Below are 26,776 nucleotides of genomic sequence, written 5' to 3'. Positions count from 1 at the left end.
GTGCCAGTGCTCGGCCAGCCTTTCGTCACCGCATGAGCATGTGCACGTAGAAGTCTTCGATCCAGGCTTCGAACTGGTCTGGACTGAAGGCGCGACCGAGCGTGAGGCTGCGAAAGGTGGCGGGCTCGATACCCATCCAGAAGACCTGTTCGGCGTAGGACTGGCGAGTGCTTCGCGGTAGACCGGACTTGGTGAGAAGAGTCCTGGCGGCCCATCGAGCGCCAAACCGACGCCCGTCGAGCAGTTGCGACCAGAGCACTGCGGCGTCCTCATCGGCCTGCGCTGCGTGCTCGGCCACCCAGAAGATCCCAGCCGAGCGCACGGCGATGGCTCGCACGTGCCGTGCATGCAGCTTGAGCATCTCGGTCGCCGTGCCGGCCTCCTTCATCGCGGTGATCGATTCTCGGGGAGCTGTCGGGACGTCGACCACCTGGCCGGCGATCGCGTAGTAGACCACGTCCTTCAGCAACGCTGCCTTCTTGCCGTAACGCGCCTCGACCGTCTTGATCGACACAGACGCCTGCTCTGCGATGCACCCCATCGTCGCCCCCGACCAGCCGAGCCGCACGAACGCATCCGCCCCGGCCACGACGATCGCCTCGCGAGTGCGAGCAGCAGCGGCGTCCCGCTGCGGAGCCCGATACGTCCGGCGGGAGGGATTGACGGATTGGGCCACGGCTCCTACTTTCGTTTCTATCGACTTCACTAGGGCATCACCCTATCTAATTTGGTTCAAGGAGGACCATCATGCCGACCAACGTTGACGCCACCGAGCTCTGCATCAGCTCGATGCATCTCATGACAAACGGAAGCCGCGCAGACTTCGACCGTGTCTACGCGCCCGGCTCGATCAATCGCGAGGCAGTCGACGAGCCGCCAGACACGCGGACGGCGGGGCCGGAGGGCTTCTTCGCGACAGCCGAATGGCTCCGCGCAGCCTTCTCCGACCTCACGTTCGAGGTTCACGACTCAGTGGCCGCAGGCGACCTCGTGGTGCTGCACGTGACCATGTCCGGGCGCCACACCGGCGACTTCGTCACCTACAAGCGCGACACGGACGCCATCGATGCCGCCATGCCCGCGACCGGCAAGCCCTTCGCGATCACCCAGACCCACTGGTTCCGCACCCAGGACGGATTGATCACCGAACACTGGGCCAACCGTGACGACCTGAACATGGCGAAACAGGCGGGATGGGTGCCGCCGACGCCTGCCTTCTTGGTGCGCATGGCATGGGCCAAGCGACGCGCCAACAAACGAATGAGCTGAAGCCACTTCGGTCGCGCCCGATCGAACAGGTGAGGCCCTCGGGGGCTTCCTGCCTCAGTGACCGCGCTCGCAGTTAGCCTTCCGGGATGACCCTGACCGCCACCGAGATCGCGGCGTCCGTCCGCGGCGGTGAGACCACGGCACGCGAGCACGTCCAGTCAACGCTCGACCGCATCGCTGAACTCGACGGTCCGGTCGGCGCCTTCCAGGTGGTGCGTCGGGAACGCGCGCTCGCCGAGTCCGATTCGGTGGACAGCAGTGCCGATCGATCGCTACTTCCTCTCGCTGGTGTGCCGATCGCGATCAAGGACAACGTGCCGGTCGCGGGAGAACCAATGCGAGACGGCTCGGCCGGTAGCGACCCGGGTCCGCAGGACACCGACCACGAAGTCGTACGTCGCCTGCGCGCGGCTGGTGCTGTCGTCGTCGGACTCACCCGGGTGCCAGAGCTGTGCGTCTTCGGTGCCACGGACTCGACCTTCGGCGTGACCCGCAACCCGCTCGACCTGAGCCGGACACCCGGTGGATCCTCCGGAGGGTCGGCTGCGGCGGTCGCGGCCGGAATGGTGCCGGTCGCCCACGGCAACGACGGCATGGGTTCGATCCGGATCCCGGCCGCGTGCTGTGGCCTCGTGGGCATCAAGCCCGGCCTCGGCGTCGTACCCGCCGACCTCGGCAACGGCTCGTGGTTCGACATGTCTGAAAACGGACCCCTCGCCACCACGGTGGCCGACGCCGCTCTCGTCCTGTCGGTCATGGCAGCCACGCCGGACCTCGCGGAAGTGCGCGAGCCCACCACGCTGCGCATTGCCCTGTCCACGAAGGTGCCGATGCCGTTCAACCCGCTGCACGAGGACTGGCGCGGAGCCGCGCGGTCAACCGCCGAGCTCCTGCGGACCGCCGGCCACAGTGTCACGGAGGCCGACCCGGTCTACGGTCAGACTCTGGCCGCGAGTGAGATCGCGCGGTGGACCGCAGGGACGGAGCTCGATGCGCAGTGGCTACAGGATCGCGGCCGGCTGGCGAAGCGCACGCGACGGCATGCAGCCGTGGGTCGGATGGTTCTCAAGGCCGGCTTCCCGACGGACAAGGGGCGTGCTGCCTGGACCAGTCGGGCCGAGCGGCTCTTCGCTGACCACGACGTGTTGTTGACACCGGCCCTCGCGCGCTATCCGAAGTCGTCAGCAGCCTGGTCTGAACGGGGGTGGCTCGCCAACACGCTCTCGGATGCGCGCCACGCGCCGTTCGCCGCGCCCTGGAACCTCGCGGGGTGGCCCGCGATCGTCGTACCAGCGGGCATGGGGAGCGGGAGCACACCTCTCGCCATCCAGCTCGTCGCCCGGCCTGGTGGCGAGGGTCTCCTGCTCGGTCTGGCTGCCCAGCTCGAGGCGATCCGCCCCTGGCGCCGCCACCTCTAGGTTTCAGTCCTCGCTGCGGTCGACCTCATTGCCCTCAAGGTCGTAGTTGATGTACTTGCTCTGGCTGAACTCGTTGGAGACGTACGCCGAGATCCAGGCGTTGGCACGGTCGGGGAAGGTGTCGTCCGGCTTCTCGATGATCAGGTAGCAGTCGCCGGGCTCGTCGATCAGGGCGGACACCTCGGCGCACATCCCGGCGAACTGTGCGGCGTCGACCACCGTCAGGTCGAAGACCTCATCGTCGCTGGTGCCCTTCGTGGACTCGCTGAGGCCACCGTCCCAGTAGTAGCTGATCTCGCGTTCGTCGTTCGCCGCGACCGGTACGTCGACGACGGCGTACTCGGGATAGACAACGGCTCGGAAGACGTCGGTGGAGCCGGTCTCGTCCTCGAGGTCTTCGAGCAGGTTCGCGAAGCCCTCGGCGGTCTGCGGTTCGCCGCTCCCGACCGCAGCCTTGACGATCGCCACGACGCCCCACCCGACCAGGCCGATGGCGACGACCGCGCCCAGGAGCGGCAGGACCGGACTCCGGCGCTGCCGGATGGTGCGCTGCTGCAGGGTGCGTGGCGCGACCGGCGTGGTCGGCGGTGCTGGTGGTCGGTACGGCTCGACCTTCCCGGACGGCTCCTCATCGGGAGATGAGTCCGGGTTGTAGGTCGTCCACTCATCGGGAGGCGTCACGCTCCCACGGTATCGCTCCGGTGCCGTGCAACGATGAGGTCATGGACGGTCTTCACCGCGCCGATGGCGCCCTGGATGTCGCTGGTGAAGTCGTCGAGCTGTGCCGTGAGCTGATCCGGATCGACACCTCGAACTACGGTGCCGAGGAAGGTCCGGGGGAGCGCAAGGCCGCCGAGTACGTCGCCGGTCTGCTCGACGAGGTCGGGATCGCTGCGGAGATCATCGAGACCGCACCCGGCCGGGCGAACGTCGTGGCGCGGTGGGGCGGCACCGGCGACCGAAGCGATGCACTGTTGCTGCACGGCCACCTCGACGTCGTACCCGCGGCCGCCGAGGACTGGCAGATCCATCCGTTCAGCGGCGAGGTGCACGACTGCCCTCAAGCTGGGCTCAGCGTCTGGGGCCGCGGCGCCGTCGACATGAAGGACTTCGACGCGATGCTGCTGTCGGTCGTCCGTGCGCGCCAGCGCGCGGGCCGCATCCCCGAACGACCCGTCGTCCTCTGCTTCACCGCCGACGAGGAGGCGGGTGGCCACCAGGGCGCCGAGCTGCTGGTCCGCGACCATCGCGAGTGGTTCGAGGGCTGCACCGAGGCTGTCGGCGAGGTCGGAGGGTTCAGCACGACGGTGCGCGGACAGCGGCTCTACCTGATCGAGGTCGCCGAGAAGGGCATGGCGTGGATGCGCCTCACGGCTCGCGGCCGCGCCGGACATGGCTCGATGATCAACCACGACAACGCCGTCACCCGGCTCGCAGCCGCCGTGGCCCGGATCGGTGCCCATGACTGGCCGGTCCGCCTCACGCCGACGATGAAGACCTTGCTCGCCACTGTCGCCGACATCGCTGGCACCGAAGCCACGCCCGAGAACGCGCAATCGCTGGTCGAGGAGTTCGGCGGTGCCGCCCGTATGCTCGGTGCGGTCCTGCGCAACTCGACGAACCCGACGATGCTCGACGCCGGCTACAAGGTCAACGTCATCCCGACCGAGGCCAGCGCCCACGTCGACGGCCGTTTCCTGCCCGGTTTCGAGGACGAGTTCTTCGCGACGCTTGCCGAGCTGACCGGCGAAGGCATCGAGATCGACTACCTCTCGAAGCAGCCACCCTGGGAGATGCCGTACGACGGCCCGCTGGTCGACGCGATGACCAGGAGCCTGCTGGCGGAGGATCCCGGCGCGATCGTGGCGCCGTACCTGATGAGCGGCGGCACTGACGCCAAGCACTTCACCAAGCTCGGCATGCGTTCCTACGGGTTCGCCCCGCTGCGGCTGCCCGAGGACCTCGACTTCACCGCGTTGTTCCACGGCGTCGACGAGCGGGTCCCGGTCGACGCACTCGAGTTCGGTGCGCGCGTGATGGACAGGTTCCTGTCGGAAGCCGGTGGTTGAGGTGCGAGCGAAGCGAGCCTCGAAACCCTAAGCCGTTCGCACGGCCCGGATGATCTTGCGGCGCAGCACGATCCGGCGCTTGCCGTCCGGGCCGATCTGCACCCGGTCCAGCTCCCAGCCGCCGTGCTCGGCGCGTTCCACGAGCAGCTTCGCCACCACGTTGCGGGAGAAGTCCCGGTCGAAGACCACGCGATCGAACTCCCACTCCACCCCACGGCCGAGCCCGCGCATCAATCCGGGTCGGAGCAGGCTGGACTGCTTCATGGGGACGCTCACACGGCCGATCCGGAGACGTCGTCCAGGGCGGCGCGGATCTCGGGCGGCAGGGTCTTGGCCTCGGCGTCGAGGGCGACCTTGAGCTGGGTCGCGGTGCGGGCGCCGACGATCGGAGCCGTCACTCCGGGCGAGTCGCGCACCCAGACGAGGGCGACCTCGAGCGGCGACCAGCCGAGACCGTCGGCGGCACGGACGACGGCCTCCACGATGCCGCGGCTCCGGTCGTCCAGGTAGGCCTCGACGAATCCCGCGAAGACGGGCGATGCCGCTCGGGAGTCCGACGGGGTGCCGGTGCGGTACTTGCCGGTCAGCACGCCGCGACCGAGGGGGGACCAGGGGAACACTCCGAGTCCGAGCGCTTCGACGGCCGGCAGGACCTCGCGTTCGATGCGGCGGTTCACCAGGGAGTACTCCACCTGGGTCGACGCGATGCGGGCCCGGCCGGGGACCGCCTCCTGGAGCGTGACCGCGCGCGCGGTCTGCCAGCCGTTGTAGTTCGAGATCCCGACGTACGACGCCCGGCCGCTGGCGACGGCGTGGTCGAGCGCGCCGAGCGTCTCCTCGAGCGGCACGACGTCCGTCCAGATGTGCACCTGCCACAGGTCGACGTGATCGGTGCGCAGGCGCTTGAGCGAGGTGTCGAGACCGCGCAGCAACGCGCCGCGGGAAGTGTCGGTGATCCGTTCGTTCCCGCGCCGCGAGATCCCGGCCTTCGTCGCCAGCACCACCTCGTCGCGTCGTACGACGTCACCCAGCAGGGAGCCGATCAGCTCCTCCGAACGACCGTCGGTGTAGCCGGCCGCCGTGTCGATCATGGTGCCGCCGGCCTCGACGTACGCCGTCAGCTGGTCGCGCGCCTCGTGCTCGTCCGTGTCCTTGCCCCACGTCATCGAGCCCAGGGCGAGCCGCGACACCTGGAGTCCGCTGGCGCCGACGTACCGCTGCTGCATGACGGACAAGGTATCCGCCCAGCCGAGGGTCGCGTGCTCGGGCACGCCGAGAGATACCTAGGATGCTGCGTTGTGGAGGACTTCCTGCAAGCTGTGTTCCTCGGTGTCCTCCAGGGGCTGACCGAGTTCCTGCCCATCTCGAGCAGTGCCCACCTGCGGTTCTTCCCGGAGCTGTTCGGTTGGGGAGATCCGGGTGCGGCCTTCACGGCCGTGATCCAGATCGGCACCGAGCTGGCGGTGCTGCTGTACTTCCGCAAGGACATCTGGCGGATCGCCAAGGCGTGGACGCTGTCGCTGTTCAAGCCGGAGTACCGCGGCGCCCTGGACGCCCGGATGGGCTGGTACATCATCGTCGGCTCGATGCCGATCGTGATCCTGGGAGCGCTCCTCAAGGACGTGATCGAGCGGGACTTCCGCAACCTGTGGATCATCGGTGCCGCGCTCATCGTGATGGGCCTGCTGCTCGGTCTTGCCGACCGGATCGGCAAGACTGACCGCCAGGTCAAGCAGATGACGCTCCGCGACGCGGGCCTGATGGGTGGCGCGCAGGCGCTGGCCCTGATCCCCGGCGTCTCCCGCTCCGGCGCCACGCTCTCGATGGGCCGGCTGCTCGGCTACGACCGCGAGGCCGCCACCCGCTTCGCGTTCCTGCTCGCCATTCCGGCTGTCGTCGGTGCCGGCCTGTTCGAGCTCGGAGAGATCTCGGACGTGGGCAAGGCCCACCCGGGCGAGGCCGACTACGGCTGGGGCCCGACGATCACCGCCCTGGTGGTGTCGTTCCTCGTGGGGTACGCCGCCATCGCGTGGCTGCTGCGCTACGTCAGCAAGAACTCCTACACGCCGTTCGTGGTCTATCGCGTCCTGCTCGGGACCGCCGTGCTGGTCCTGCTGGGCGCCGGCGTCGTCAACGCCTGAGCCTCACCGACCGGTCTAGAGCCATCCGGAGCGCTTGAAGAACAGGAACAGCGCGAACGAGGTGCCGAACATGAGCAGCATCGCGAACGGGTAGCCGAACAGCCAGTGCAGCTCGGGCATGTGGTCGAAGTTCATGCCGTAAACGCCGGCGATCAAGGTCGGTACGGCTGCGAGACCGATGCCGGCCGAAATCTTGCGCATGTCGTCGTTCTGCTGGACGGCGACCCGGGCCAGGTGGGCGTCGAAGGCCGTGGACAGCAGGCCGTCCAGGGTGTCGATCTCGTCTGCAGCTTGCTGGAGGTGGTCGCTGACGTCACGGAAGAACGGGGCTGACTCGGGCTCGATCAGGCTCACCGCGCCGGCCGTGAACCGGCGCATCGGCTCGCGCAGGGGGAGCACCGCGCGTCGTACCTCGGAGAGCTCACGCTTGAGGATGTAGATCCGGTTCGCATCACTGGTGCGGCTGTTGGAGAACACGGACGTCTCGACCTCGTCCACGTCGGTCTGCAGCTCAGCCACCACGCCGGTGTAGCCGTCGACCACGGCATCACAGACGGCGTAGACGACAGCCGACGGACCGTGGTCCAGCACCGCCTGCTTCTGCTCCAGCGCGCGCCGCGCATCGCTGAGCGAGGATCCCCGGCCGTGCCGGACCGTGATCACGAAGTCGGGACCGATGAACATGTTGATCTCGCCGGTCTCGACCGCGTCGTCCTCGTCGACGTACCAGAGCGTCTTGAGCACGAGGAAGAGGCTCGACTCGTACTGCTCCAGCTTCGGACGCTGGTGGGCCACGACCGCGTCCTCGACGGCCAGCGGGTGCAGCCCGAAGGCATCTGCGATCTCCGCCAGCTCGATGTGGCTCGGTTCGTAGAGACCGACCCACACGAAGTCGTGGCGGTTCTTGGCAGCCTCACGGAGCGCTTCGTAGTCGTGCGGCGTGCATTCGACGGGCACGCGTTGCCCGTGGCGGTAGACGGCGCTGTCGACGATCACGAAGCCGACGCTAGCGCGTCTCGCAGCGCAAGGACTGCAGGTCGGTGGTTGAGGTGCGAGCGAAGCGAGCCTCGAAACCCCTAGGCTCGCCGACATGGCCACCCTGCTCCTCGTCCGTCACGGGCGCACGACCGCGAACGCGTCGGGAGTGCTCGCCGGCCGCACGCCCGGTGTCGTCCTGGACGACAGGGGCGTCGAGCAGGTCGAGGCGGCAGGTGGGCGGATCGCCGCCGTACCGATCGTCCGGCTGGTCACCAGTCCCCAGGAGCGCTGCCGCCAGACCGCGACAGCGGTGGGCACGGCCCAGAAGGCCGCCGGCCACACGACGCACCGGGCCCGGACCGAGCGCGCGCTGGCCGAGTGCGACTACGGCGACTGGCAGGGCCAGGCGATCAAGGAGCTCCTCAAGGAGCCGCTGTGGCGCACCGTCCAGCAGCACCCGTCCGCCGTGACCTTCCCCGGCGGCGAGTCGATGGTGGCCATGCAGCACCGCGCCGTCTCGGCCGTACGACGGCTGGACGCTGCCGTGACCGAGGAGCACGGCCCGGACGCGGTCTGGGTGGCCGTCAGCCACGGCGACATCATCAAGGCCGTGCTCGCCGACGCCCTCGGCATGCACCTGGACCTCTTCCAGCGGATCAACGTCGATCCTGCCTCGATCTCCGTCATCCGCTACGCGCCCGATCGGCCCTACGTCCTGGCGACCAACACCCACGCCGGCGACCTCTCCTGGCTGGCCTCGAGTCCGGGGAAGTCCGGCGCCGGAAGAGCGTCCGACGCTGTCGTCGGAGGCGGCGCGGGTCCGGCCTGACCGGGCCTCGATAGGGTTCCTCCATGCCGATCGTTCACTCCTTCGACCCGCCCGGACGCTTCATCGCCGGCACCGTGGGCGAGCCCGGCAGCCGCACCTTCTTCATCCAGGCGGTCGATGGCAACCGGATCGTCTCGGTCGCGCTGGAGAAGCAGCAGGTGGAAGCGCTGGCCCAACGTGTCGACGAGCTGCTCGACGAGGTGATCGCGGACGGCACCGCCCGCGTCGTCGTACCCGCGGTCGCGCCGTTGGCCCTCATCGACGACGCGCCACTCGCCCTGCCCATCGAGGAGGAGTTCCGTGCCGGCACCATGACGCTGTCGTGGGACCCCGAGGACGAGCGGGTCGTCATCGAGGTGTTCCCGATCGGCGAGGAGCCTGCGGAGCTGGCCGACGGCGAGGACCCCGTGGAGATGCTGCTCGTCCGCCTCGAGCCCGGCCAGGCGCGCGCCTTCGTGAAGCGCGCCGAATCGGTCATCGGTGCGGGTCGCCCGTCGTGCCCGTTCTGCGGTCAACCGATCGATCCCGACGGCCACCTGTGTGTGCGGGCCAACGGGTTCAAGCGACGCGACCCCTGATCCCGCGCCGTGGGTGAGCTGACGATCAAGGGCCGGATCATGCCGGCCTCGAATGCGACCTTCCTCGGCGACCTCGACGGCCAGGAGGTCGTCTACAAGCCGGTCGCGGGGGAGCGCCCGCTCTGGGACTTCCCCGACGGCTCGCTGGCCCACCGGGAGATCGCGGCGCACCTCGTCTCCGTGGCCAGTGGCTGGGACATCGTGCCCCGCACATGGTGGGACGAAGGGCCGCACGGTCCCGGCATGTTCCAGGAGTGGCAGGAGGTCGACCCGGAGCACGACGCCGTGACCCTCGTCGGCGCGGGGGAGACACCCGACGGATGGATCGCGGTGATGGAGGGGCTCGACGAGCGCGACCGGCCGATCACCCTCGTGCACGAGGACACCGCCGCACTCCGCCGGATGGCCGTCTACGACGTCATCGTCAACAACGCCGACCGCAAGGGCGGGCACGTCCTGGCGATGTCCGACGGTCGCCGTCTCGGGGTCGACCACGGAGTCGCCTTCCACCATGATCCGAAACTCCGAACCGTCCTGTGGGGCTGGGCCGGCTCCGCCCTGACCGAGGACGAGACGGCCGTCGTACGCGCGGTGCTGGCCGACATCCGCGGTGACCTCGGGGAACAGCTCGGGTTCCACCTCGCCGAGCACGAGATCGCCGCCCTCGAGCGCCGTACCCACCGGCTCCTCGCCACGGGCGAACTTCCCCGGCCGACCCCTCACGGCCCCGCAATTCCCTGGCCCCCGTTCTGACCAGTGCAGGGGGCGCTGGTTCCAGCAACTAGCATCAGCCCATGCGCGCATGGAACGCACCGGGCATCCCGGTCCTACCGGTGACCGGCCCCCCGGTCGTCCTCCACGACACCTCCTCGGGCGGCAAGGTGGAGACGAGTCCCGAGGGTCCCGCGCGCCTCTACGTCTGTGGCATCACGCCGTACGACGCCACGCACATCGGGCACGCCAACACCTATGTCGCGTTCGACCTGCTCAACCGCGCTTGGCGCAGCGCCGGACACGACGTCCGCTACGTCCAGAACGTCACGGACGTCGACGACCCGCTGCTCGAGCGCGCCACCAAGGTCGGGGTCGACTGGGTCGAGCTCGCCGAACGCGAGACCGAGCTGTTCCGTCACGACATGGAGGCCCTCCGGGTGCTGCCTCCGGCTGAGTACGTCGGCGCGGTCGAGTCGATCCCGCTGGTGATCGAGCTGCTCCAGCGCCTGGACGCGGGCGGCTCGCTCTACCGCGTCGAGACCGACCTCTACTTCTCCGTGACCGCCGACCCCGCCTTCGGCGAGGAGTCCCGCTACGACCGCGAGACCATGCTCCGCTTCTTCGCCGAGCGCGGCGGCGACCCCGACCGGCCGGGCAAGAAGGACCCGCTCGACTGCGTGGTCTGGCGCGGCGAGCGCGACGGCGAGCCGTCCTGGGACAGCCCGTTCGGCAAGGGCCGGCCGGGCTGGCACATCGAGTGTGCGGCCATCGCCCTGCAGCACCTCGGCTCCGGGTTCGACGTCCAGGGCGGCGGCAGCGACCTCGTCTTCCCGCACCACGAGATGTGTGCCGGCCACGTCCAGGTGGCCACCGGCGAAGCCTTCGCCAAGGCCTACAGCCACGCCGGGATGGTCGCCTACGACGGCCAGAAGATGTCGAAGTCGCTGGGCAACCTTGTCTTCGTCTCGGCCCTGCGCAACAGTGACATCGATCCGATGGCCATTCGGCTCGCTCTCCTGCGGCACCACTACCGCAGCGACTGGGAGTGGACCGACGACCAGCTGTGGACCGCGGTCGACGACATCGCCAACCTGCGCCGTGCCCTCGCGCTGGGCGACGGCGCGCCAACGGCTCCGGTCGTCCAGGAAGTGCTGACGGCGCTCGCCGACGACCTCGACGCGCCTCGCGCGGTCGCCGCGATCGATGCCTGGGTCAAGGCGACCCTGGGCACCGACGGGCTCGCCGACAACAGCGACACCGAGGCCTCGATGACCCTGCTCCCCGTCCTCGACGCAGCGCTGGGTCTCTCGCTCTAGTCAGTCGTCGTCGCGACGCTTGAGGTACCGCTCGAACTCCCGGGCGATCGCCTCACCTGACGCCTCGGGCAGGTCGACGGTGTCGCGCGACTCCTCGAGCTCGCGGACGTAGTCGGCGATGTCCTCGTCCTCCTCGGCGAGCTCGTCGACGCCGCGCTCCCAGGCCCGGGCCTCCTCGGGGAGGTCGCCCAGCGGGATCGGTGTCTCGAAGAGGTCCTCCAGCCGGACCAGCAGGGCCAGGGTCGCCTTCGGGCACGGCGGCTGTGCGACGTAGTGAGGCACGGCTGCCCAGAACGACACGGCGGGGAGGTCGATCCGGGCGCAGGCGTCCTGCAGCACTCCAACGATGCCCGTCGGTCCCTCGTACGTGGACTGCTCGAGGGAGAGCTGGTCCATCAGGTCCGGCTCGGTCGAGGAGCCGGACACCGGGATCGGCCGGGTGTGCGGGCTGTCGGACAGAAGCGCTCCGAGCGTGATCAGCAGCTCTGCGCCGAGGTCGTCGATGGTCGCGAGAAGCTCGGCCGTGAACTGGCGCCAGCGCATGTTCGGCTCGATGCCGCGGATCAGGATGACGTCGCGATCCAGGTCCGGCGGTGAGGCCACAGCGACGTGCGTGCTGGGCCAGTTGAGCTTGCGGAACCCGTTGTCGTCGATGCCGACGACCGGGCGGTTGACCTGGAAGTCGTAGTACTCGTCGGGATCGATCACCGCCACGACCCGCGCGTCCCACACCTTCATCAGGTGGTCGACCACGGCTGTTGCGGACTCTGCGGCGTCGTTCCAACCCTCGAACGCGGCGATGACCACCGGCCGTACGAGGTCGGGCACCGTCTCGATCTCCATCACAATGCCGAGCCTAGTGCCCGGTTCCCGGTAGCATTCGTAGAAGTCGAGAGGCGTTGCAACGGATGCAGATCACGAGGTCTGGTCCGCCACGCTCGGCCAGAGCAAGGACGCCTTCCGTTATGGAAGGAATGTACGTGGACGTCTGGGAGCCGAACATCCGCCCTGATTGCACCGACGAGCTCACGCGCGCGCTCGGCGAGCGGATCCTGGTCATCGACGGAGCCATGGGCACGGCGATCCAGCGGGACCGGCCCGACGAGGCCGGCTACCGCGGCGAGCGGTTCAAGGACTGGCCCAGTGACGTCCAGGGCAACAACGACCTGCTGACGATCACGCAGCCGGAGATCATCGCGGGCATCCACCGCGAGTACCTCGAGGCTGGCGCGGACATCCTCGAGACCAACACGTTCAACGCCAATGCCGTCTCGCTCGCCGACTACGACATGGCCGACCTCGCCTACGAGCTCAACTACGCCGGTGCCGCACTGGCCAGGGTCGAGTGCGACAAACTGAGCACGCCGGAGAAGCCGCGCTACGTCGCCGGCGCCCTCGGCCCGACGACCCGGACGGCGTCCATCTCCCCGGACGTCAACGACCCCGGTGCCCGCAACGTCTCCTACGACCAGCTGGTCGCGGCGTACCTCGAGGCCGCCAACGGCCTCGTCGACGGCGGCTCGGACCTGATCTTCATCGAGACGATCTTCGACTCGCTCAACGCCAAGGCCGCGATCTTCGCGGTCGAGACCCTGTTCGAGGAGCGCGGCCGTCGCTGGCCGGTCGTCATCTCGGGCACGATCACCGACGCCTCGGGTCGGACCCTCTCGGGTCAGGTCACCGAGGCCTTCTGGAACGCCATGCGGCACGCCAAGCCGCTCGCCATCGGCCTGAACTGCGCGCTGGGCGCCCCCGAGATGAGGCCGTACATGGCCGAGATCTCCCGCATCGCGGACACCTTCGTCTCGAGCTACCCGAACGCCGGGCTGCCGAACGCCTTCGGTGAGTACGACGAGTCGCCCGAGCGCCAGGCCGGCTACATCGAGGAGTTCGCCTCCGCTGGTCTCGTGAACCTCGTCGGTGGTTGCTGCGGCACCACGCCGGCGCACATCGCCGAGATCGCCAGGGTCGTCGAGGGCAAGAGCCCGCGCGTCCTGCCGACGATCGACGTCGCTACCCGGCTGTCCGGCCTCGAGCCGCTGAACATCACCGAGGACTCGCTGTTCGTCAACATCGGTGAGCGCACCAACATCACCGGCTCCGCGCGGTTCCGCAACCTGATCAAGGCCGAGGACTACGACACGGCCCTCTCGGTGGCGTTGCAGCAGGTCGAGGTCGGTGCGCAGGTCATCGACATCAACATGGACGAAGGCATGATCGACGGCGTCGCCGCGATGGACCGGTTCACCAAGCTGATCGCGGCCGAGCCCGACATCAGCCGCGTCCCCGTGATGATCGACTCCTCCAAGTGGGAGGTCATCGAGGCCGGCCTGAAGAACGTCCAGGGCAAGCCGATCGTCAACTCGATCTCCATGAAGGAGGGCGAGGAGAAGTTCGTCCGCGAGGCGCGCCTGTGCCGCAAGTACGGCGCGGCCGTGGTCGTGATGGCCTTTGACGAGCAGGGCCAGGCCGACAACCTCGAGCGCCGCAAGGAGATCTGTGGCCGCGCCTACCGGATCCTGACCGAGGAGGTCGGGTTCCCGGCCGAGGACATCATCTTCGACCCGAACTGCTTCGCGCTCGCGACCGGCATCGAGGAGCACGCGACGTACGGGATCGACTTCATCGAGGCCTGCGCCTGGATCAAGGAGAACCTGCCCGGCGTCCACATCTCCGGAGGCATCTCGAACGTGTCGTTCTCGTTCCGGGGCAACAACCCGGTCCGCGAGGCGATCCACGCGGTGTTCCTGTTCCACGCCATCAAGGCCGGCCTGGACATGGGCATCGTGAACGCCGGCGCCCTGGTTCCCTACGACTCGATCGACCCGGAGCTCCGCGAGCGGATCGAGGACGTCGTCCTGAACCGCCGCGAGGACGCGGCCGAGCGGCTGCTGGAGATCGCCGAGCGGTTCAACAACGCAGGCGACCCCAAGGAGGAAGCCGCGGCCGCTGAGTGGCGGAGCCTGCCGGTGCGCGAGCGGATCACGCACGCCCTGGTGAAGGGCATCGATGCCGACGTCGAGGCCGACACCGAGGAGCTCCGCGCGGAGATCTCCGCTGCGGGCGGTCGCCCGATCGAGGTGATCGAGGGGCCGCTGATGGACGGCATGAACGTGGTCGGCGACCTCTTCGGTGCCGGCAAGATGTTCCTGCCCCAGGTCGTGAAGTCCGCCCGGGTCATGAAGAAGGCCGTCGCCTACCTGCTGCCGTTCATCGAGGCGGAGAAGCAGCCCGGCGACGCCGAGACGACCAACGGCACGATCGTGATGGCGACCGTGAAGGGCGACGTCCACGACATCGGCAAGAACATCGTCGGCGTGGTCCTGCAGTGCAACAACTACACCGTGATCGACCTCGGTGTGATGGTGCCTGCCCAGAAGATCCTGGACGCCGCCAAGGAGCACAACGCGGACATCATCGGCCTCTCCGGCCTGATCACGCCCTCGCTCGACGAGATGGTGAACTTCGCCGTCGAGATGGAGCGCCAGGGCCTCGAGATCCCATTGCTGATCGGTGGCGCAACCACGTCGCGCGCCCACACCGCGGTCAAGGTCTCGCCCCGTCGTACCGGACCGGTGGTCTGGGTCAAGGACGCTTCGCGTTCGGTCCCGGTGGCTGCGGCCCTGCTCGACGACAAGCAGCGCCCGGCCCTGCTCGAGGCGACCGAGAAGGACTACGCCTCGTTGCGGGAGCGGCACGCCCAGAAGCACGAGCGGCCGACCGTCACGCTGGAGAAGGCCCGGGTCAACCGGACGCCGATCGACTGGGAGGGCTACGTCCCGCCCGTCCCGCAGCAGCAGGGTGTTCGCGTCTTCAACGACTACGACATCTCCGAGCTGCGGGAGTACATCGACTGGCAGCCGTTCTTCAACGCCTGGGAGATGAAGGGCAAGTTCCCCGACATCCTCAACAACCCGGCGTCCGGCGAGGCTGCGCGCCGGCTGTACGACGACGGCCAGGACATGCTCGACCGGCTGATCAAGGAGAAGTGGCTGACCGCCAACGGCGTCATCGGCTTCTTCCCGGCCAACGCGGTCGGTGACGACATCGAGGTGTACGCCGACGAGGAGCGCACCCAGGTCCTCCAGGTGCTGCGCAACCTGCGCCAGCAGGGTGAGCACCGCGAGGGCATTCCGAACCGGTCGCTCGGCGACTTCGTCGCACCCAGGGCCACCGGCGCCCAGGACTACGTCGGGGCGTTCGCGGTCACCGCCGGGCTGGGCAGCCAGACCAAGATCATGGAGTTCAAGGAAGCCCTCGACGACTACAGCGCGATCCTGCTGGAGTCCCTCGCCGACCGGCTCGCGGAGGCCTTCGCCGAGCGGATGCACGAGCGGGTCCGCAAGGAGTTCTGGGGCTACCAGCCCGACGAGGAGCTCACCAACGAGGCGCTCATCGGTGAGCGGTACGTCGGCATCCGCCCCGCGCCCGGCTACCCCGCCTGCCCGGAGCACACCGAGAAGCAGACCCTCTGGGAGCTCCTCGACGTCACCACGAACACCGGCATCGAGCTCACCGAGTCGATGGCAATGTGGCCCGGTGCCGCCGTCAGCGGCTGGTACTTCTCGCACCCGCAGTCGCAGTACTTCGTGGTGGGCCGTCTCGCCCAGGACCAGGTCGCCGACTACGCCACCCGCAAGGGCTGGACGCTGAAGGAGGCCGAGCGCTGGCTCGGCCCCAACCTCGGCTACAACCCAGAGGACTGACGTGAAGGCAGTCCTCTGGGACATGGACGGCACCCTCGTCGACACCGAGCCGTACTGGATGGCCACGGAGTCGGAGATCGCCGAGACCCACGGCGGGACCTGGACCCACGAGGACGCGATGCACCTGGTCGGCAACGACCTGCTGGTCTCGGGGGAGTACATCAAGGCAAAGCTCGGGCTCTCCCAGTCGGCCGAGGAAGTGGTGGAGATGCTGCTCGACGGTGTCGTCGAGCAGGTCCGCCATGCCGTGCCGTGGTGCCCGGGCGCCCGTGAGCTGTTGCTGGCGCTGCGCGACGCAGGGGTGCCGTGCGGCCTCGTCACGATGTCCTACCAGCGGTTCGTGGCGCCGATCCTCGAGCACCTGCCCCCGGAGACCTTCCGGGTGATCGTGACCGGCGACATGGTCAGCCAGGGCAAGCCGCACCCGGAGGCCTACCTCACCGCGGCGGCAGCCCTCGGAGTCGACCCGGCGGACTGCATCGCCATCGAGGACTCGCCGACCGGAGCACGGTCGGCCGAGGCCGCCGGGTGCCGGGTCCTGGTCGTGCCCAACCACGTGCCGGTGCCCGAGGGCCCGGGACGGACGTTCGTGGAGACCCTCGAGGGACTCACTCCGGAGGCGCTGAGCTCACTGCTGTGAGGGGGACCACCGTGCCGGCAGCGCGGCGGGAGGGCTCGGCTGGCAGCTTGCTGCCCGCAGCTGGGCCGGAGACGCGCTCGGCCAATTCATCGAGCGGGAACGGCGGGGGCGTGCCGTCGTACGACGGACAGAGCGACTGGTGTGCGCACCAGCGGCAGCCGTAGCCGGGGCGCGACTCGAATTCACGCTTCTCGGTGGCCAGCTGGATCGCCTGCCACACCGCCTGCACCTTGCGTTCGGTGGCGAGCAGCTCCTGCTCGTCGGGCTCGTAGCGCAGGACCTGGCTGTCGCCGAGGTAGACCAGCTGGAGCATCTTGGGGACGACACCGCGGGTCCGCCACAGGACCAGCGCGTAGAACTTGAGCTGGAAGAGGACCTTGCCCTCGAACATCTCGCTGACGGCGTTCCCGGTCTTGTAGTCGACGATCCGGATCGCACCGTCGGGTGCGACATCCACCCGGTCGATGACGCCGCGGAGCAGCAGCTTCGTGTCGGTGAGCGTCTCGACGTAGAGCTCGCGCTCAGCCGGCTCCAGGCGCGTCGGGTCCTCGAGGTCGAAGTACTTCACCAGGGTGTCGCGGCAGGACACCAGCCACTCGGTGATCTCGGGACCGTCCACCGGGAACATCGTGGTGACGGCCGGTTCGGCCTCCTGCAGGTCCGCCCATGCCGGCGCCAGCATCGACTCGGCCTGCGCCGGGGTGCGCTCGGCCGCGGGCAGGTCGAACAGTCGCTCCAGCACCGTGTGGATCACCGTCCCGCGCACGGCGGGAGGCGACGGGGGCTCGGGGAGCCGGTCGATCGTGCGGAACCGGTAGAGCAGGGGGCAGGACAGGAAGTCACCCACCCGCGACGGCGACAGCGCACCGAGCACCTCGACGCCGTCGACGCGGGTGCCGCCGCGCTCGGACGGGTCGGCCGGCTCGAGACCGGTCGGGGCTGGCTGTGTCGTCATGTCTCCGACCCTAGGCGAGGGCTCCGACATCGGAAGGCGGCGCCTCGCGCGACACATAGGCTTGGTCCATGACTCGATCGCACGAAAGCCTCCGGCGACGCCTGGCTGCCACGCCGGAGCGGGTCGGACACGTCGTCCGCAGACGTTTTCCCATCGTTGCGGTCACCGGGATGACCGGTGTGGGCAAGACCCAGCTGACCGATCGCCTGTCCGGAAGTCCGGACGGGACCGTCGCCGAGGTCGGCTCCGCTGTCATGGAGCGGCGCACCCGACGCTCCTCAGGACTTCGCGGCTTCCGGTTCCGCGTGGTCCCGGGCGACAACGCCGCAACCCGGCTGGGCGCGCTCGACGAGGTCTTCCACGACGAACCGGTCGACGGAGTGCTGCACGTCGTCGCCAACGGCTTCGCCACCGCACGCCGTACGGCGGGTACGAGCGGTGGAGCCGACGCGAGTCGCGAGGAGCAGCTCGTCCAGGAGCTCGAGGACTGGGCGATCACCTCCCACCGGATCGCGTCGATGGCGGTGCGCCGCGAGAAGCCGATCTGGCTGGTCATCGTGGTGACCAAGGCCGACCTGTTCGCCGACGAGCTCGACGAGGTCGTCCGCTACTACTCGCCCGGCAGCGGCTCGGCGTTCGGCAACAGGGTGGACGAGCTGCGCGCGCTCGCCGGGGGAGCGAAGCTCTCGATCGACGTCCTGCCGGTCAGCACCCAGGGTGGTGACCGCAAGTCCGCCATGTCTGCCAAGCGGAGTGCGCAGCTCGTCGATGCCCTGGCCACGCGCCTCGAGCAGCTGAGCGGCCACCGGTAGCCTCGGGGTATGTCCGAACCTGACGTCCCGCACCGGACACCCGCGCCTCGGGGGATGATCAGGATCGGCCGGATCGCCGGTAGCGACGTCCTCGTCGCGAACTCCTGGTTCCTGGTCGCCGCGCTGATCGCCTACATCATGGGTCCGCGCGTCGACGAGGTGCAGTCCGGCCTGGGTGGCTGGAAGTACGTCGTCGGGCTCGCCTTCGCGATCGCGCTGTACCTCGCGATCCTGCTCCACGAGGCGTCCCACGCGGTCGTGGCCAAGAGGTTCGGCTTCCGGGTCGAGTCGATCACCCTCCACTTCCTCGGGGGAGCGACCTCCATCGTCGGAGAAGCCCGCCGGCCACGCCAGGAGTTCTGGATCGCGGTGGTCGGGCCGATCACCTCGCTGCTGGTCGGAGTCGTCGCGCTGGCCCTGTGGTTCGTGACCCCGCCCGGCGTCGGCCGACTGGTGATCGAGGGACTCGCCGGCGCCAACCTGATGATCGGCGTGCTGAACCTGGTGCCCGGCCTGCCGCTCGACGGCGGTCGGGTCCTCAAGGCCGGCGTCTGGGCCGCCACCGGCCGGGTGCACACCGGCACCATCGCGGCTGCGTGGGGTGGCCGGGTGACCGCCCTCCTGGTGGTCGTCTGGGCGGTCTTCAGCGCGCGCGACGGCAGTGTGGTCAACCCCGTCATCCTCGCCATCGTGGCCGTGTTCCTCTGGACCGGCGCCAGCCAGTCGCTGGCGGCGGCGAAGGTCGTGCGACGCCTGGGAGAGGTCGTCCCGCGCGACCTCGCCCGCCGCACCCTCTCGGTTCCCGACGACCTGCCGTTGGCCGAGGCCGTGCGTCGCGCCGAGGAGGCCGGGGCTCGCAGCATCGTCACCGTCGCCTCGGACGGTCGCCCCGTGGGTGTAGTCGACGAGCAGGCGGTCAACGCGATGCCGGACGACCGGAAGCCCTGGGTGGCCGTCTCCACGGTGGCCCGGAGCCTGGCCGGTGGGCTGGCGCTGCCCGTGTCCGTCAGCGGTCCGGACCTGATCGCAGCGCTGCGCAGCACCCCGGCATCGGAGTACGTCCTGATCGACGAGGACGGCAGCGTGTACGGCGTACTGTCGGCCGCCGACGTCGCCCGCGCAGTGCACCGATAGATTGCGCCGGTGAGTGACGCAACTTCCGACGTGCCCCCGGAGGCCTGGTCCGGTGTCCATCGCGGTCCGCTACGCGAGGGCGAATGGGTCCGACTGGTCGACGGCAAGGGCCGGCGCCACAACTTCGCGCTCGAAGCCGGCAAGCGGTTCTTCTCGAACAAGGGCCACCTCGAGCACGACGAGCTGATCGGCCGCGAGGAGGGCTTCACCGTCGGTTCCTCGGTCGGCGGCGAGTACCTCGTCTTCCGCCCCCTGCTCTCCGAGTACGTCGTCTCGATGCCCCGTGGTGCGGCCGTGGTCTACCCGAAGGACTCGGCCCAGATCATCGCGATGGCCGACATCTTCCCGGGCGCCCATGTGGTCGAGGCCGGGGTGGGGTCGGGCGCGCTCACCTGTTCGCTGCTCCGTGCCGTCGGGCCCTACGGGCGGGTGTCGTCCTTCGAACGGCGCGAGGAGTTCGCCGACGTCGCGCGCCGCAACGTCACGCAGTTCTTCGGTGCGCCCGACGGCGAGACCCACCCCGCCTGGCGCCTCACCCTCGGCGACCTCGCCGAGGCGTTGCCGGCATCGGGGGAGCGCTGCGATCGGATCATCCTGGACATGCTTGCGCCCTGGGAGTGCCTCGGCGCCGCGGCCGATGCCCTGTTGCCCGGCGGGATCGTCTGCGCGTACGTCGCCACGACGACCCAGCTCTCGAAGTTCGTCGAGGCAGTGCGGATGCACGGCGGGTTCACCGAGCCGTCGCCGTGGGAGTCGTTGGTGCGTGACTGGCACGTCGAGGGCCTCGCGGTCCGGCCCGGCCACAAGATGATCGGGCACACGGCCTTCCTGGTCACGGCTCGGCGCATGGCCCCGGGCCAGCGCGCTCCGCTCAAGAAGCGCCGTCCGGCCCCCGGTGCCTACGGTCCCGACTACGACGGCCCGCGCCCTCCCGGCGTGCCGGAGCTTCCCACCGACGACTGAGGCGTTACAGAAACGTTCGCGAACCACGTGTCGCGAACCACTTCCTCGCTGCACCGGTCCGAGTAGGGTCGGATTCAGGAGGTGTGCCATGACGAACATGGGAGAAGGCGCTTCGGGAAGCCACCGGTCCCAGAGCCAGCAGGAGCTCGAAGACCAGGTCCGTTTCCTCGAGGACGAGATCAACGAGCTGCGCCGACGGCTGATCGACACGCCCGGGAGCGGAGCTCGCTCCGTGGACATGCGTCTCGCCGACACCCAGCGTTCGCTGGCTGCGGTCACCGCGCAGAACGAGCGGCTCGCCAGCACCCTGCGCGAGGCACGCGACCAGATCCTCAAGCTCAAGGAGGAGGTCGACCGGCTCGCCCAGCCGCCGGCCGGCTTCGGCACCTTCCTCCAACGCAACGAGGACGACTCCGTCGATGTCTTCACCGGCGGCCGGAAGCTGCGCGTGAGCGTGAGCCCGAACGTCGAGCTCGACTCGCTCCGCCGCGGCCAGGAGGTCATGCTCAACGAAGCGCTCAACGTCGTCGCCGCGTTCGAGTACGAAACGGTCGGCGAGGTCGTCATGTTCAAGGAGCTGCTCGCCGACGGCGAACGGGTCCTGGTCATCGCGAACGCCGACGAGGAACGCGTCGTCCGCCTGGCTGACCCGTTGCTCGACGAGACCCTGCGCGCCGGCGACTCGTTGCTGCTCGACTCCCGCGCCGGTTACGTCTACGAGAAGGTTCCGAAGTCCGAGGTCGAGGAGCTCGTCCTCGAAGAGGTCCCGGACATCTCCTACGAGTCCATCGGTGGCCTCGGCAACCAGATCGAGATGATCCAGGACGCTGTCGAGCTGCCGTACCTCTATCCCGAGCTGTTCGCCGAGCACGAGCTCAAGCCGCCGAAGGGGATCCTGCTCTACGGTCCTCCGGGCTGCGGCAAGACGCTCATCGCCAAGGCGGTCGCCAACTCACTGGCGAAGAAGGTCGCAGCCAAGCACGCGGTGGACGGCAAGGGCCATGAGGTCAAGTCCTACTTCCTCAACATCAAGGGTCCCGAGCTGCTCAACAAGTACGTCGGCGAGACCGAGCGGCACATCCGGCTGGTCTTCCAGCGGGCAAGGGAGAAGGCCAGCACCGGTACGCCGGTGATCGTGTTCTTCGACGAGATGGACTCGTTGTTCCGGACCCGTGGCTCGGGTGTCTCCTCCGACGTCGAGAACACCATCGTCCCGCAGCTGCTGAGCGAGATCGACGGCGTCGAGCTGCTGGAGAACGTCCTGGTCATCGGTGCCTCCAACCGCGAGGACATGATCGACCCCGCGATCCTGCGTCCGGGGCGCCTGGACGTGAAGATCAAGATCGAGCGTCCGGACGCCGAGTCGGCGCGCGACATCTTCAGCAAGTACCTCACCACCACGTTGCCGTTGCACGCCGAGGACGTCGCCGAGTTCGGCGGCGACCGCCAGGCCACCATCGGCGGGATGATCCGCGCCACGGTCGAGCGGATGTACACCGAGACCGAGGAGAACCGGTTCCTCGAGGTGACCTACGCCAACGGCGACAAGGAAGTCCTCTACTTCAAGGACTTCAACTCCGGAGCCATGATCCAGAACATCGTGGACAGGGCGAAGAAGATGGCGATCAAGGACTTCATCGACCACAGCCAGAAGGGGTTGCGGGTCTCGCACCTGCTCCAGGCGTGTGTCGACGAGTTCAAGGAGAACGAGGACCTCCCGAACACGACCAACCCCGATGACTGGGCGCGGATCTCCGGGAAGAAGGGCGAGCGGATCGTCTTCATCCGCACGCTCATCACCGGCAAGCACGGCACCGAGCCGGGCCGCTCCATCGACACGGTCTCGGACACGGGCCAGTACCTCTAGCCCGAGTGCGTTCCACCTGCGCCCGAACGCTCAGCTCGGACGCAGGTAGAACGCGCGGACCATGTGGAACGCGCCGTAACAGGCGAAGCCCGCGACGATCACGAGGATGACCCACGGTCCGTACGGCTCGTCACGGAACCGCACGATGGCCTGGTCCAGGCCACCGGACTTGTCGGGGTCGTGGGTGATGCCTGCCCACGCGAACAGCCCGGCGAGCACCACGAAGGCGATGCCACGACAGACGTGGCCGGTGCGCGCGAGCAGGGCCACGGGTCCGGAGATCGTCCCGGACTGTCCGTCGGCGTCCAGCCCCTTGCGCCAACGGTCGGTCACACCCCTGTGGACGGAGATGACGCCGAGGGCTGCCACGCCGACTCCGACCGCCACGACCAGCGCCGGTCCCAGCGGCTGCCGCATCAGCTCGCCCGTGAGGCCTCGGGCGTCGTCGCCGCCACCCCCGCCGTCACCGCCGCCGCTGCGGTTGACGGTGCGGACGGCGAGCATCGTGAGCACGACGAACACGACGGCGCGCCCGGCCGAACCAGCGCGAGCGAGCCAGCGTCGTACGCCGTCGTCGGTCCGGTGTCCGCCGACGGCCTGGCAGACGTGCCAGATCGCCAGTGCGGCGAAGCCGCCGGCGGACAGCCACGTCGCCAGGGCTCCGAGCGGTTGCTGCGCGACCTCGTGCAGCGCGCCCTTGCCGGAGGCTGACCCGGAGGGGTCGTGAAGTGCCAGCTGCGCGCCCAGCCAGGCCACGACGAGGTACATCACGCCGTAGGCGAACATCCCGACACGGGCGGCGCGATCAAGCGCAGGATGCTCCCGCGCCTCACGCGCCGCGTCCTCCACCGAATCGTGCACCGCGCTCATTCGCCCTCCTCCACCGTCGTTACCCGATCGGACGGTTCGCATCCCACTACGCGACAGCCCACCATCGGCGGGTTCACGCCGTAGGCTGGACGCATGAGCGTGCGTCGCGTGATGGGCACCGAGATCGAGTACGGCATCTCGGTCCAGGGACAGCCGACGGCCAACCCGATGGTCGCGTCGTCCCAGGTCGTCAACGCCTACGCCTCGGCGACGGTGCGGGCGAGGCGCGCGCGGTGGGACTTCGAGGAGGAGTCACCGCTGCGTGACGCCCGCGGCTTCGACATGGCGCGCCAGGTCGCCGACCCCAGCCAGCTCACCGACGAGGACCTCGGGCTCGCGAACGTGATCCTGACCAACGGCGCGCGGTTGTACGTCGACCACGCCCACCCGGAGTACTCCACGCCCGAGGTGATCACCCCGCTCGACATCGTCCGCTGGGACAAGGCGGGGGAGCAGGTGATGCTCGACGCCGCTCGGCTCGCCCACCAGCTCCCGGGGAGCCCGTCGATCGCCCTCTACAAGAACAACACCGACAACAAGGGTGCGTCGTACGGCGCCCACGAGAACTACCTGATGCGCCGCTCGACGCCGTTCGCCGACATCGTGCGGCACCTCACGCCGTTCTTCGTCAGTCGCCAGGTGTTCTGCGGAGCCGGACGTGTGGGCAAGGGCCAGGACGGCCGCGGCACGGGTTTCCAGATCAGCCAGCGGGCGGACTTCTTCGAGGTCGAGGTGGGCCTCGAGACCACCTTGAAGCGCCCCATCATCAACACCCGCGACGAGCCGCACGCCGACCCGGAGAAGTACCGCCGGCTCCACGTGATCATCGGCGACGCGAACCTGTCCGAGATCGCCACGTACCTCAAGGTGGGCACCACCTCCCTGGTGCTGGCGATGATCGAGGACCGCTTCATCAGCCCCGACCTCACCGTCCGCACCCCGGTCGCGGCCCTGCGCGCCGTCTCCCACGACCCGGGACTCGCCCACCAGGTCACCCTCACCGATGGCCGCACGCTCACCGGCATCCAGCTCCAGATGGAGTACCTCGACCTGGCGAAGAAGTACGTCGAGGACCGGTACGGCGCCGATGCCGACGCACAGACGATCGACGTCCTGGCCCGCTGGGAAGACGTGCTGAACCGCCTCGAGACCGACCCGATGTCGCTGTCCGACCAGCTCGACTGGGTCGCCAAGCTGAAGCTGATCGAGCAGTACCGCTCCCGCGACGGCCTCGACTGGGACGACGCGAAGCTGCAGCTGATCGATCTGCAGTACTCCGACATCCGCCCGGACAAGGGTCTCTACCACCGCCTCGTGAAGGCGGGCCGGATCCAGCGGCTCCTCACCGACGGCGAGGTCGACGCCGCGATGACGAACCCGCCCGAGGAGACGCGCGCCTACTTCCGCGGCCGTTGCCTGGAGAAGTACGCACCCGACATCGCCGCGGCGTCCTGGGACTCGGTGATCTTCGACCTGCCCGGCCGGGAGTCGCTGCAGCGCGTTCCGACCATCGATCCGCTGCGCGGCAGCAAGGCCCACGTCGGCGAACTGATCGACAACTGCGAAACTGCAGAGGCATTGGTCCGCGCACTCAGCCGTTGAGTGGCTAGGGTTGAGGTATGGCCCAGGAGCAGAAGCAACCGCGCAAGTCGGACGACACCGAAGAGACGACCCAGGTCGCTCCGGAGTCCGACGTCGCCGAGCGCAAGGACGCGATGGACGACGACGTCGACGCGATCCTCGACGAGATCGACGAGGTCCTCGAGTCCAACGCCGAGGACTTCGTGAAGTCGTTCATCCAGAAGGGCGGGGAGTAGCCCGCACATGACTGGTGATGCACGGATCCCGGCTGCCTTCCTGCGCCCCGGGACCTCCTCCTTCAGCGACTTCATCGGCGAGAACGCGCCGGACCTGCTGCCTGCGCGACGGTCCCTGCCTGCCGGAACGGCGGCCGACCTCGCCCCGCACGGCACCACGATCGTGGCGGCGACCTTCCCCGGTGGTGTGGTGATGGCCGGTGACCGGCGCGCCACGATGGGCAACGTCATCGCCCAGCGCGACATCCAGAAGGTCTTCCCGGCCGACGAGTACTCCGTCGTGGGCATCGCGGGCACCGCCGGGCTGGCCGTCGAGATGGTCCGCCTCTTCCAGGTCGAGCTCGAGCACTACGAGAAGATCGAGGGCAGCGTGCTGTCCCTCGACGGCAAGGCCAACCGGCTCTCGGCCCTGATCCGCGCGAACCTCGGGATGGCCATGCAGGGCCTGGCCGTGGTCCCGATGTTCGCCGGGTTCGACCTCGACAGCGAGGTCGGGCGGATCTTCGGCTACGACGTCACGGGCGGGCGTCACGAGGAGGCCGCGTTCTTCACGGTCGGCTCCGGATCGCTCTTCGCCCGCGGCGCGCTGAAGAAGCTCTACCGCGAGGACCTCAGCCAGGACGACACCGTCCGGGTCTGCCTCCAGGCCCTGTACGACGCCGCGGACGACGACTCAGCCACGGGTGGGCCGGACATGGCCCGCCGGATCTTCCCGATCGTGTGGGTGGTGACCGCCGAGGGTGCGCTCGAGCTGACCCAGGAGGACATCGGAGCGCTTGCCGACGAGGTCGTGGCGGCCCGGTTCGCCCGCCCGGACGGCCCGCTCGCCCCCCTGCCCGGCGGCGACAGCTCCACCGGCAGTGCCGGCGACAACGGACAGGAGGCCTGAGATGAGCACCCCGTTCTACGTCTCGCCCGAGCAGCTGATGAAGGACCGCGCCGACTTCGCCCGCAAGGGCATCGCCCGCGGCCGTTCGCTCGCAGCCGTCCAGTACGCCGACGGCGTCCTGCTCGTCACCGAGAACCCCTCCAAGGCACTGCACAAGGTCTCCGAGCTGTACGACCGACTCGCCTTCGCGGCCGTCGGTCGCTACAACGAGTTCGAGAACCTCCGCATCGCGGGCGTCCGGCTGGCCGACATGCGCGGTTACGCCTACGACCGCCGTGACGTCACGGGTCGCGGGCTGGCCAACGCCTACGCACAGACCCTGGGCACGATCTTCTCCTCCGGCGGCGAGAAGCCCTACGAGGTCGAGATCTTCGTCGCCGAGGTCGGCAAGACCGCGGCCGACGACCAGATCTACCGCCTGACCTACGAGGGCCGGGTCGCCGACGAGCACGGCTACGCGGTGATGGGCGGCGACGCCGACACCGTGGCCTCGTACCTCAAGGAGCACTACACCGACGGCGCGAGCCTCGACGCAGCGCTCGCGGTCGCGGTGTCGGCCCTGGGGCACTCCAGCGACGAGCGTGGTGAGGCGCAGGACCGGGTGATCCCGGTCGAGGACCTGGAGGTCGCGGTCCTGGATCGCACCCGGTCGCAGCCGCGCAAGTTCCGCCGCATCCTCCCGGGCAAGCTGACCGAGCTGCTGGGAGAGCGCGGACCGGCCGAGGCGGCCCCGGAAGCGCACGTCTCCGAGACTCCGACCAATGGGGGTACCGAAGAGCCCCCGGTGGCACCTCCGCTCGCGTAGGGTTCC

26 protein-coding genes are annotated in these 26,776 nt (G+C 68.9%); 18 read left to right on the top strand and 8 right to left on the bottom strand.

Annotated features, from left to right (window positions below):
* Nucleotides 1-25: 25 nt before the first annotated feature.
* Nucleotides 26-589: a hypothetical protein gene (locus ASD84_RS23995; protein ID WP_156392281.1), complete on the bottom strand. Its 564-nt coding sequence runs from the start codon at nt 587-589 to the stop codon at nt 26-28.
* A 158-nt stretch (nt 590-747) separates the two neighbouring features.
* On the opposite strand from ASD84_RS23995, the gene ASD84_RS23990 reads away from it, so the two are divergent.
* Nucleotides 748-1,269, top strand: a complete 522-nt coding sequence (locus ASD84_RS23990; RefSeq protein WP_056716753.1) for an ester cyclase — start codon at nt 748-750, stop codon at nt 1,267-1,269.
* Between the two features lie 86 nt (nt 1,270-1,355).
* Nucleotides 1,356-2,687, top strand: a complete 1,332-nt coding sequence (locus ASD84_RS23985; RefSeq protein ID WP_056716751.1) for an amidase family protein — start codon at nt 1,356-1,358, stop codon at nt 2,685-2,687.
* A 3-nt stretch (nt 2,688-2,690) separates the two neighbouring features.
* Here ASD84_RS23985 and ASD84_RS23980 read toward each other — a convergent pair whose 3' ends face one another.
* Complete coding sequence (locus ASD84_RS23980) at nt 2,691-3,368, bottom strand: hypothetical protein (protein ID WP_056716750.1); 678 nt, start codon at nt 3,366-3,368, stop codon at nt 2,691-2,693.
* A gap of 41 nt (nt 3,369-3,409) precedes the next feature.
* Between ASD84_RS23980 and ASD84_RS23975 the strand changes: the two genes are divergently transcribed.
* Nucleotides 3,410-4,756 carry a M20/M25/M40 family metallo-hydrolase gene (locus tag ASD84_RS23975; RefSeq protein ID WP_056716748.1) on the top strand — a complete coding sequence of 449 codons (1,347 nt, stop codon included), beginning with the start codon at nt 3,410-3,412 and terminating at the stop codon, nt 4,754-4,756.
* Nucleotides 4,757-4,783: 27 nt separating this feature from the next.
* Here ASD84_RS23975 and ASD84_RS23970 read toward each other — a convergent pair whose 3' ends face one another.
* Both ASD84_RS23970 and ASD84_RS23965 read right to left on the bottom strand, forming a co-directional pair.
* Nucleotides 4,784-5,020: a DUF5703 family protein gene (locus ASD84_RS23970; protein ID WP_414858609.1), complete on the bottom strand. Its 237-nt coding sequence runs from the start codon at nt 5,018-5,020 to the stop codon at nt 4,784-4,786.
* A gap of 8 nt (nt 5,021-5,028) precedes the next feature.
* Nucleotides 5,029-5,982: an aldo/keto reductase gene (locus ASD84_RS23965; protein ID WP_056716744.1), complete on the bottom strand. Its 954-nt coding sequence runs from the start codon at nt 5,980-5,982 to the stop codon at nt 5,029-5,031.
* A gap of 72 nt (nt 5,983-6,054) precedes the next feature.
* Between ASD84_RS23965 and ASD84_RS23960 the strand changes: the two genes are divergently transcribed.
* The gene (locus ASD84_RS23960) at nt 6,055-6,897 is read left to right on the top strand and encodes an undecaprenyl-diphosphate phosphatase (protein ID WP_056716742.1); all 843 of its coding nucleotides are present in this window, start codon (nt 6,055-6,057) and stop codon (nt 6,895-6,897) included.
* Nucleotides 6,898-6,912: 15 nt separating this feature from the next.
* Here the strand turns inward: ASD84_RS23960 and corA are convergent, their stop codons facing one another.
* Entirely contained in the window at nt 6,913-7,893 is a 981-nt protein-coding gene (gene corA / locus ASD84_RS23955; RefSeq protein ID WP_056716740.1) for a magnesium/cobalt transporter CorA, read from the bottom strand.
* 94 nt (nt 7,894-7,987) lie between these two features.
* Between corA and ASD84_RS23950 the strand changes: the two genes are divergently transcribed.
* From ASD84_RS23950 to mshC, 4 genes are read left to right on the top strand one after another with little or no spacing between them, the layout of a single operon-like run.
* Nucleotides 7,988-8,704: a histidine phosphatase family protein gene (locus tag ASD84_RS23950; RefSeq protein ID WP_056716738.1), complete on the top strand. Its 717-nt coding sequence runs from the start codon at nt 7,988-7,990 to the stop codon at nt 8,702-8,704.
* Nucleotides 8,705-8,727: 23 nt separating this feature from the next.
* Complete coding sequence (locus ASD84_RS23945; protein ID WP_056716736.1) at nt 8,728-9,282, top strand: DUF3090 domain-containing protein; 555 nt, start codon at nt 8,728-8,730, stop codon at nt 9,280-9,282.
* Between the two features lie 9 nt (nt 9,283-9,291).
* Nucleotides 9,292-10,035: an SCO1664 family protein gene (locus tag ASD84_RS23940; protein WP_056716734.1), complete on the top strand. Its 744-nt coding sequence runs from the start codon at nt 9,292-9,294 to the stop codon at nt 10,033-10,035.
* A gap of 41 nt (nt 10,036-10,076) precedes the next feature.
* The gene (gene mshC, locus ASD84_RS23935; RefSeq protein ID WP_056716732.1) at nt 10,077-11,312 is read left to right on the top strand and encodes a cysteine--1-D-myo-inosityl 2-amino-2-deoxy-alpha-D-glucopyranoside ligase; all 1,236 of its coding nucleotides are present in this window, start codon (nt 10,077-10,079) and stop codon (nt 11,310-11,312) included.
* Here the strand turns inward: mshC and ASD84_RS23930 are convergent, their stop codons facing one another.
* On the bottom strand, nt 11,313-12,155 hold the full coding sequence (locus ASD84_RS23930) for a PAC2 family protein (RefSeq protein ID WP_414858608.1): 843 nt from the start codon (nt 12,153-12,155) through the stop codon (nt 11,313-11,315).
* A 131-nt stretch (nt 12,156-12,286) separates the two neighbouring features.
* Between ASD84_RS23930 and metH the strand changes: the two genes are divergently transcribed.
* Both metH and ASD84_RS23920 read left to right on the top strand, forming a co-directional pair.
* Complete coding sequence (gene metH / locus ASD84_RS23925) at nt 12,287-16,018, top strand: methionine synthase (protein WP_200954709.1); 3,732 nt, start codon at nt 12,287-12,289, stop codon at nt 16,016-16,018.
* Nucleotide 16,019: 1 nt separating this feature from the next.
* A complete protein-coding gene (locus ASD84_RS23920) occupies nt 16,020-16,658 on the top strand; it encodes an HAD family hydrolase (protein ID WP_235531248.1) in 639 nt (212 codons plus the stop codon).
* Here the strand turns inward: ASD84_RS23920 and ASD84_RS23915 are convergent.
* Nucleotides 16,627-17,613: a RecB family exonuclease gene (locus ASD84_RS23915; protein WP_082574234.1), complete on the bottom strand. Its 987-nt coding sequence runs from the start codon at nt 17,611-17,613 to the stop codon at nt 16,627-16,629. The genes ASD84_RS23920 and ASD84_RS23915 overlap by 32 nt on opposite strands.
* 68 nt (nt 17,614-17,681) lie before the next feature.
* Between ASD84_RS23915 and ASD84_RS23910 the strand changes: the two genes are divergently transcribed.
* The 4 genes from ASD84_RS23910 (at nt 17,682) to arc (ending at nt 22,389) form a co-directional block, all read left to right on the top strand.
* Nucleotides 17,682-18,425 carry a GTPase domain-containing protein gene (locus ASD84_RS23910; RefSeq protein WP_056716727.1) on the top strand — a complete coding sequence of 248 codons (744 nt, stop codon included), beginning with the start codon at nt 17,682-17,684 and terminating at the stop codon, nt 18,423-18,425.
* A 9-nt stretch (nt 18,426-18,434) separates the two neighbouring features.
* The gene (locus ASD84_RS23905; protein WP_056716725.1) at nt 18,435-19,559 is read left to right on the top strand and encodes a site-2 protease family protein; all 1,125 of its coding nucleotides are present in this window, start codon (nt 18,435-18,437) and stop codon (nt 19,557-19,559) included.
* A gap of 9 nt (nt 19,560-19,568) precedes the next feature.
* A complete protein-coding gene (locus ASD84_RS23900) occupies nt 19,569-20,522 on the top strand; it encodes a tRNA (adenine-N1)-methyltransferase (RefSeq protein ID WP_056716723.1) in 954 nt (317 codons plus the stop codon).
* A gap of 97 nt (nt 20,523-20,619) precedes the next feature.
* Nucleotides 20,620-22,389, top strand: coding sequence for a proteasome ATPase (gene arc / locus ASD84_RS23895; RefSeq protein WP_056716921.1), 1,770 nt, complete (start codon nt 20,620-20,622; stop codon nt 22,387-22,389).
* A gap of 30 nt (nt 22,390-22,419) precedes the next feature.
* Here arc and ASD84_RS23890 read toward each other — a convergent pair whose 3' ends face one another.
* Nucleotides 22,420-23,259, bottom strand: coding sequence for a DUF1206 domain-containing protein (locus tag ASD84_RS23890; RefSeq protein ID WP_056716721.1), 840 nt, complete (start codon nt 23,257-23,259; stop codon nt 22,420-22,422).
* Between the two features lie 93 nt (nt 23,260-23,352).
* Here ASD84_RS23890 and dop point away from each other — a divergent pair, with 93 nt between their 5' ends.
* The 4 genes from dop to prcA are packed head-to-tail and all read left to right on the top strand — an operon-like array spanning nt 23,353 to nt 26,770.
* Nucleotides 23,353-24,861 (top strand): depupylase/deamidase Dop, encoded by a 1,509-nt coding sequence (gene dop / locus ASD84_RS23885; protein WP_056716719.1) that lies wholly within the window; start codon nt 23,353-23,355, stop codon nt 24,859-24,861.
* 17 nt (nt 24,862-24,878) lie between these two features.
* The gene (locus tag ASD84_RS23880; protein ID WP_056716716.1) at nt 24,879-25,076 is read left to right on the top strand and encodes a ubiquitin-like protein Pup; all 198 of its coding nucleotides are present in this window, start codon (nt 24,879-24,881) and stop codon (nt 25,074-25,076) included.
* A gap of 7 nt (nt 25,077-25,083) precedes the next feature.
* Nucleotides 25,084-25,965, top strand: coding sequence for a proteasome subunit beta (gene prcB / locus ASD84_RS23875; protein ID WP_056716715.1), 882 nt, complete (start codon nt 25,084-25,086; stop codon nt 25,963-25,965).
* A gap of 1 nt (nt 25,966) precedes the next feature.
* Nucleotides 25,967-26,770, top strand: a complete 804-nt coding sequence (prcA, locus tag ASD84_RS23870; RefSeq protein WP_056716712.1) for a proteasome subunit alpha — start codon at nt 25,967-25,969, stop codon at nt 26,768-26,770.
* Nucleotides 26,771-26,776: the final 6 nt, after the last annotated feature.

This window comes from Nocardioides sp. Root682 (assembly GCF_001427795.1).
In the GTDB taxonomy this organism is placed as follows: domain Bacteria; phylum Actinomycetota; class Actinomycetes; order Propionibacteriales; family Nocardioidaceae; genus Nocardioides.
This window is presented reverse-complemented; position numbering and strand designations above follow the sequence as displayed.

Coding starts and splice junctions, on each gene's coding strand:
- ASD84_RS23990 (WP_056716753.1), top strand. CDS start 748: ATGCCGACCAACGTTGACGCCACCGAGCTCTGCATCAGCTCGATGCAT.
- ASD84_RS23985 (WP_056716751.1), top strand. CDS start 1,356: ATGACCCTGACCGCCACCGAGATCGCGGCGTCCGTCCGCGGCGGTGAG.
- ASD84_RS23975 (WP_056716748.1), top strand. CDS start 3,410: ATGGACGGTCTTCACCGCGCCGATGGCGCCCTGGATGTCGCTGGTGAA.
- ASD84_RS23970 (WP_414858609.1), bottom strand. CDS start 5,020: ATGAAGCAGTCCAGCCTGCTCCGACCCGGATTGATGCGCGGGCTCGGC.
- ASD84_RS23965 (WP_056716744.1), bottom strand. CDS start 5,982: ATGCAGCAGCGGTACGTCGGCGCCAGCGGACTCCAGGTGTCGCGGCTC.
- ASD84_RS23950 (WP_056716738.1), top strand. CDS start 7,988: ATGGCCACCCTGCTCCTCGTCCGTCACGGGCGCACGACCGCGAACGCG.
- ASD84_RS23945 (WP_056716736.1), top strand. CDS start 8,728: ATGCCGATCGTTCACTCCTTCGACCCGCCCGGACGCTTCATCGCCGGC.
- mshC (WP_056716732.1), top strand. CDS start 10,077: ATGCGCGCATGGAACGCACCGGGCATCCCGGTCCTACCGGTGACCGGC.
- ASD84_RS23930 (WP_414858608.1), bottom strand. CDS start 12,155: ATGGAGATCGAGACGGTGCCCGACCTCGTACGGCCGGTGGTCATCGCC.
- metH (WP_200954709.1), top strand. CDS start 12,287: ATGTACGTGGACGTCTGGGAGCCGAACATCCGCCCTGATTGCACCGAC.
- ASD84_RS23915 (WP_082574234.1), bottom strand. CDS start 17,613: ATGACGACACAGCCAGCCCCGACCGGTCTCGAGCCGGCCGACCCGTCC.
- ASD84_RS23910 (WP_056716727.1), top strand. CDS start 17,682: ATGACTCGATCGCACGAAAGCCTCCGGCGACGCCTGGCTGCCACGCCG.
- ASD84_RS23905 (WP_056716725.1), top strand. CDS start 18,435: ATGTCCGAACCTGACGTCCCGCACCGGACACCCGCGCCTCGGGGGATG.
- arc (WP_056716921.1), top strand. CDS start 20,620: ATGGGAGAAGGCGCTTCGGGAAGCCACCGGTCCCAGAGCCAGCAGGAG.
- ASD84_RS23890 (WP_056716721.1), bottom strand. CDS start 23,259: ATGAGCGCGGTGCACGATTCGGTGGAGGACGCGGCGCGTGAGGCGCGG.
- dop (WP_056716719.1), top strand. CDS start 23,353: ATGAGCGTGCGTCGCGTGATGGGCACCGAGATCGAGTACGGCATCTCG.
- ASD84_RS23880 (WP_056716716.1), top strand. CDS start 24,879: ATGGCCCAGGAGCAGAAGCAACCGCGCAAGTCGGACGACACCGAAGAG.
- prcB (WP_056716715.1), top strand. CDS start 25,084: ATGACTGGTGATGCACGGATCCCGGCTGCCTTCCTGCGCCCCGGGACC.
- prcA (WP_056716712.1), top strand. CDS start 25,967: ATGAGCACCCCGTTCTACGTCTCGCCCGAGCAGCTGATGAAGGACCGC.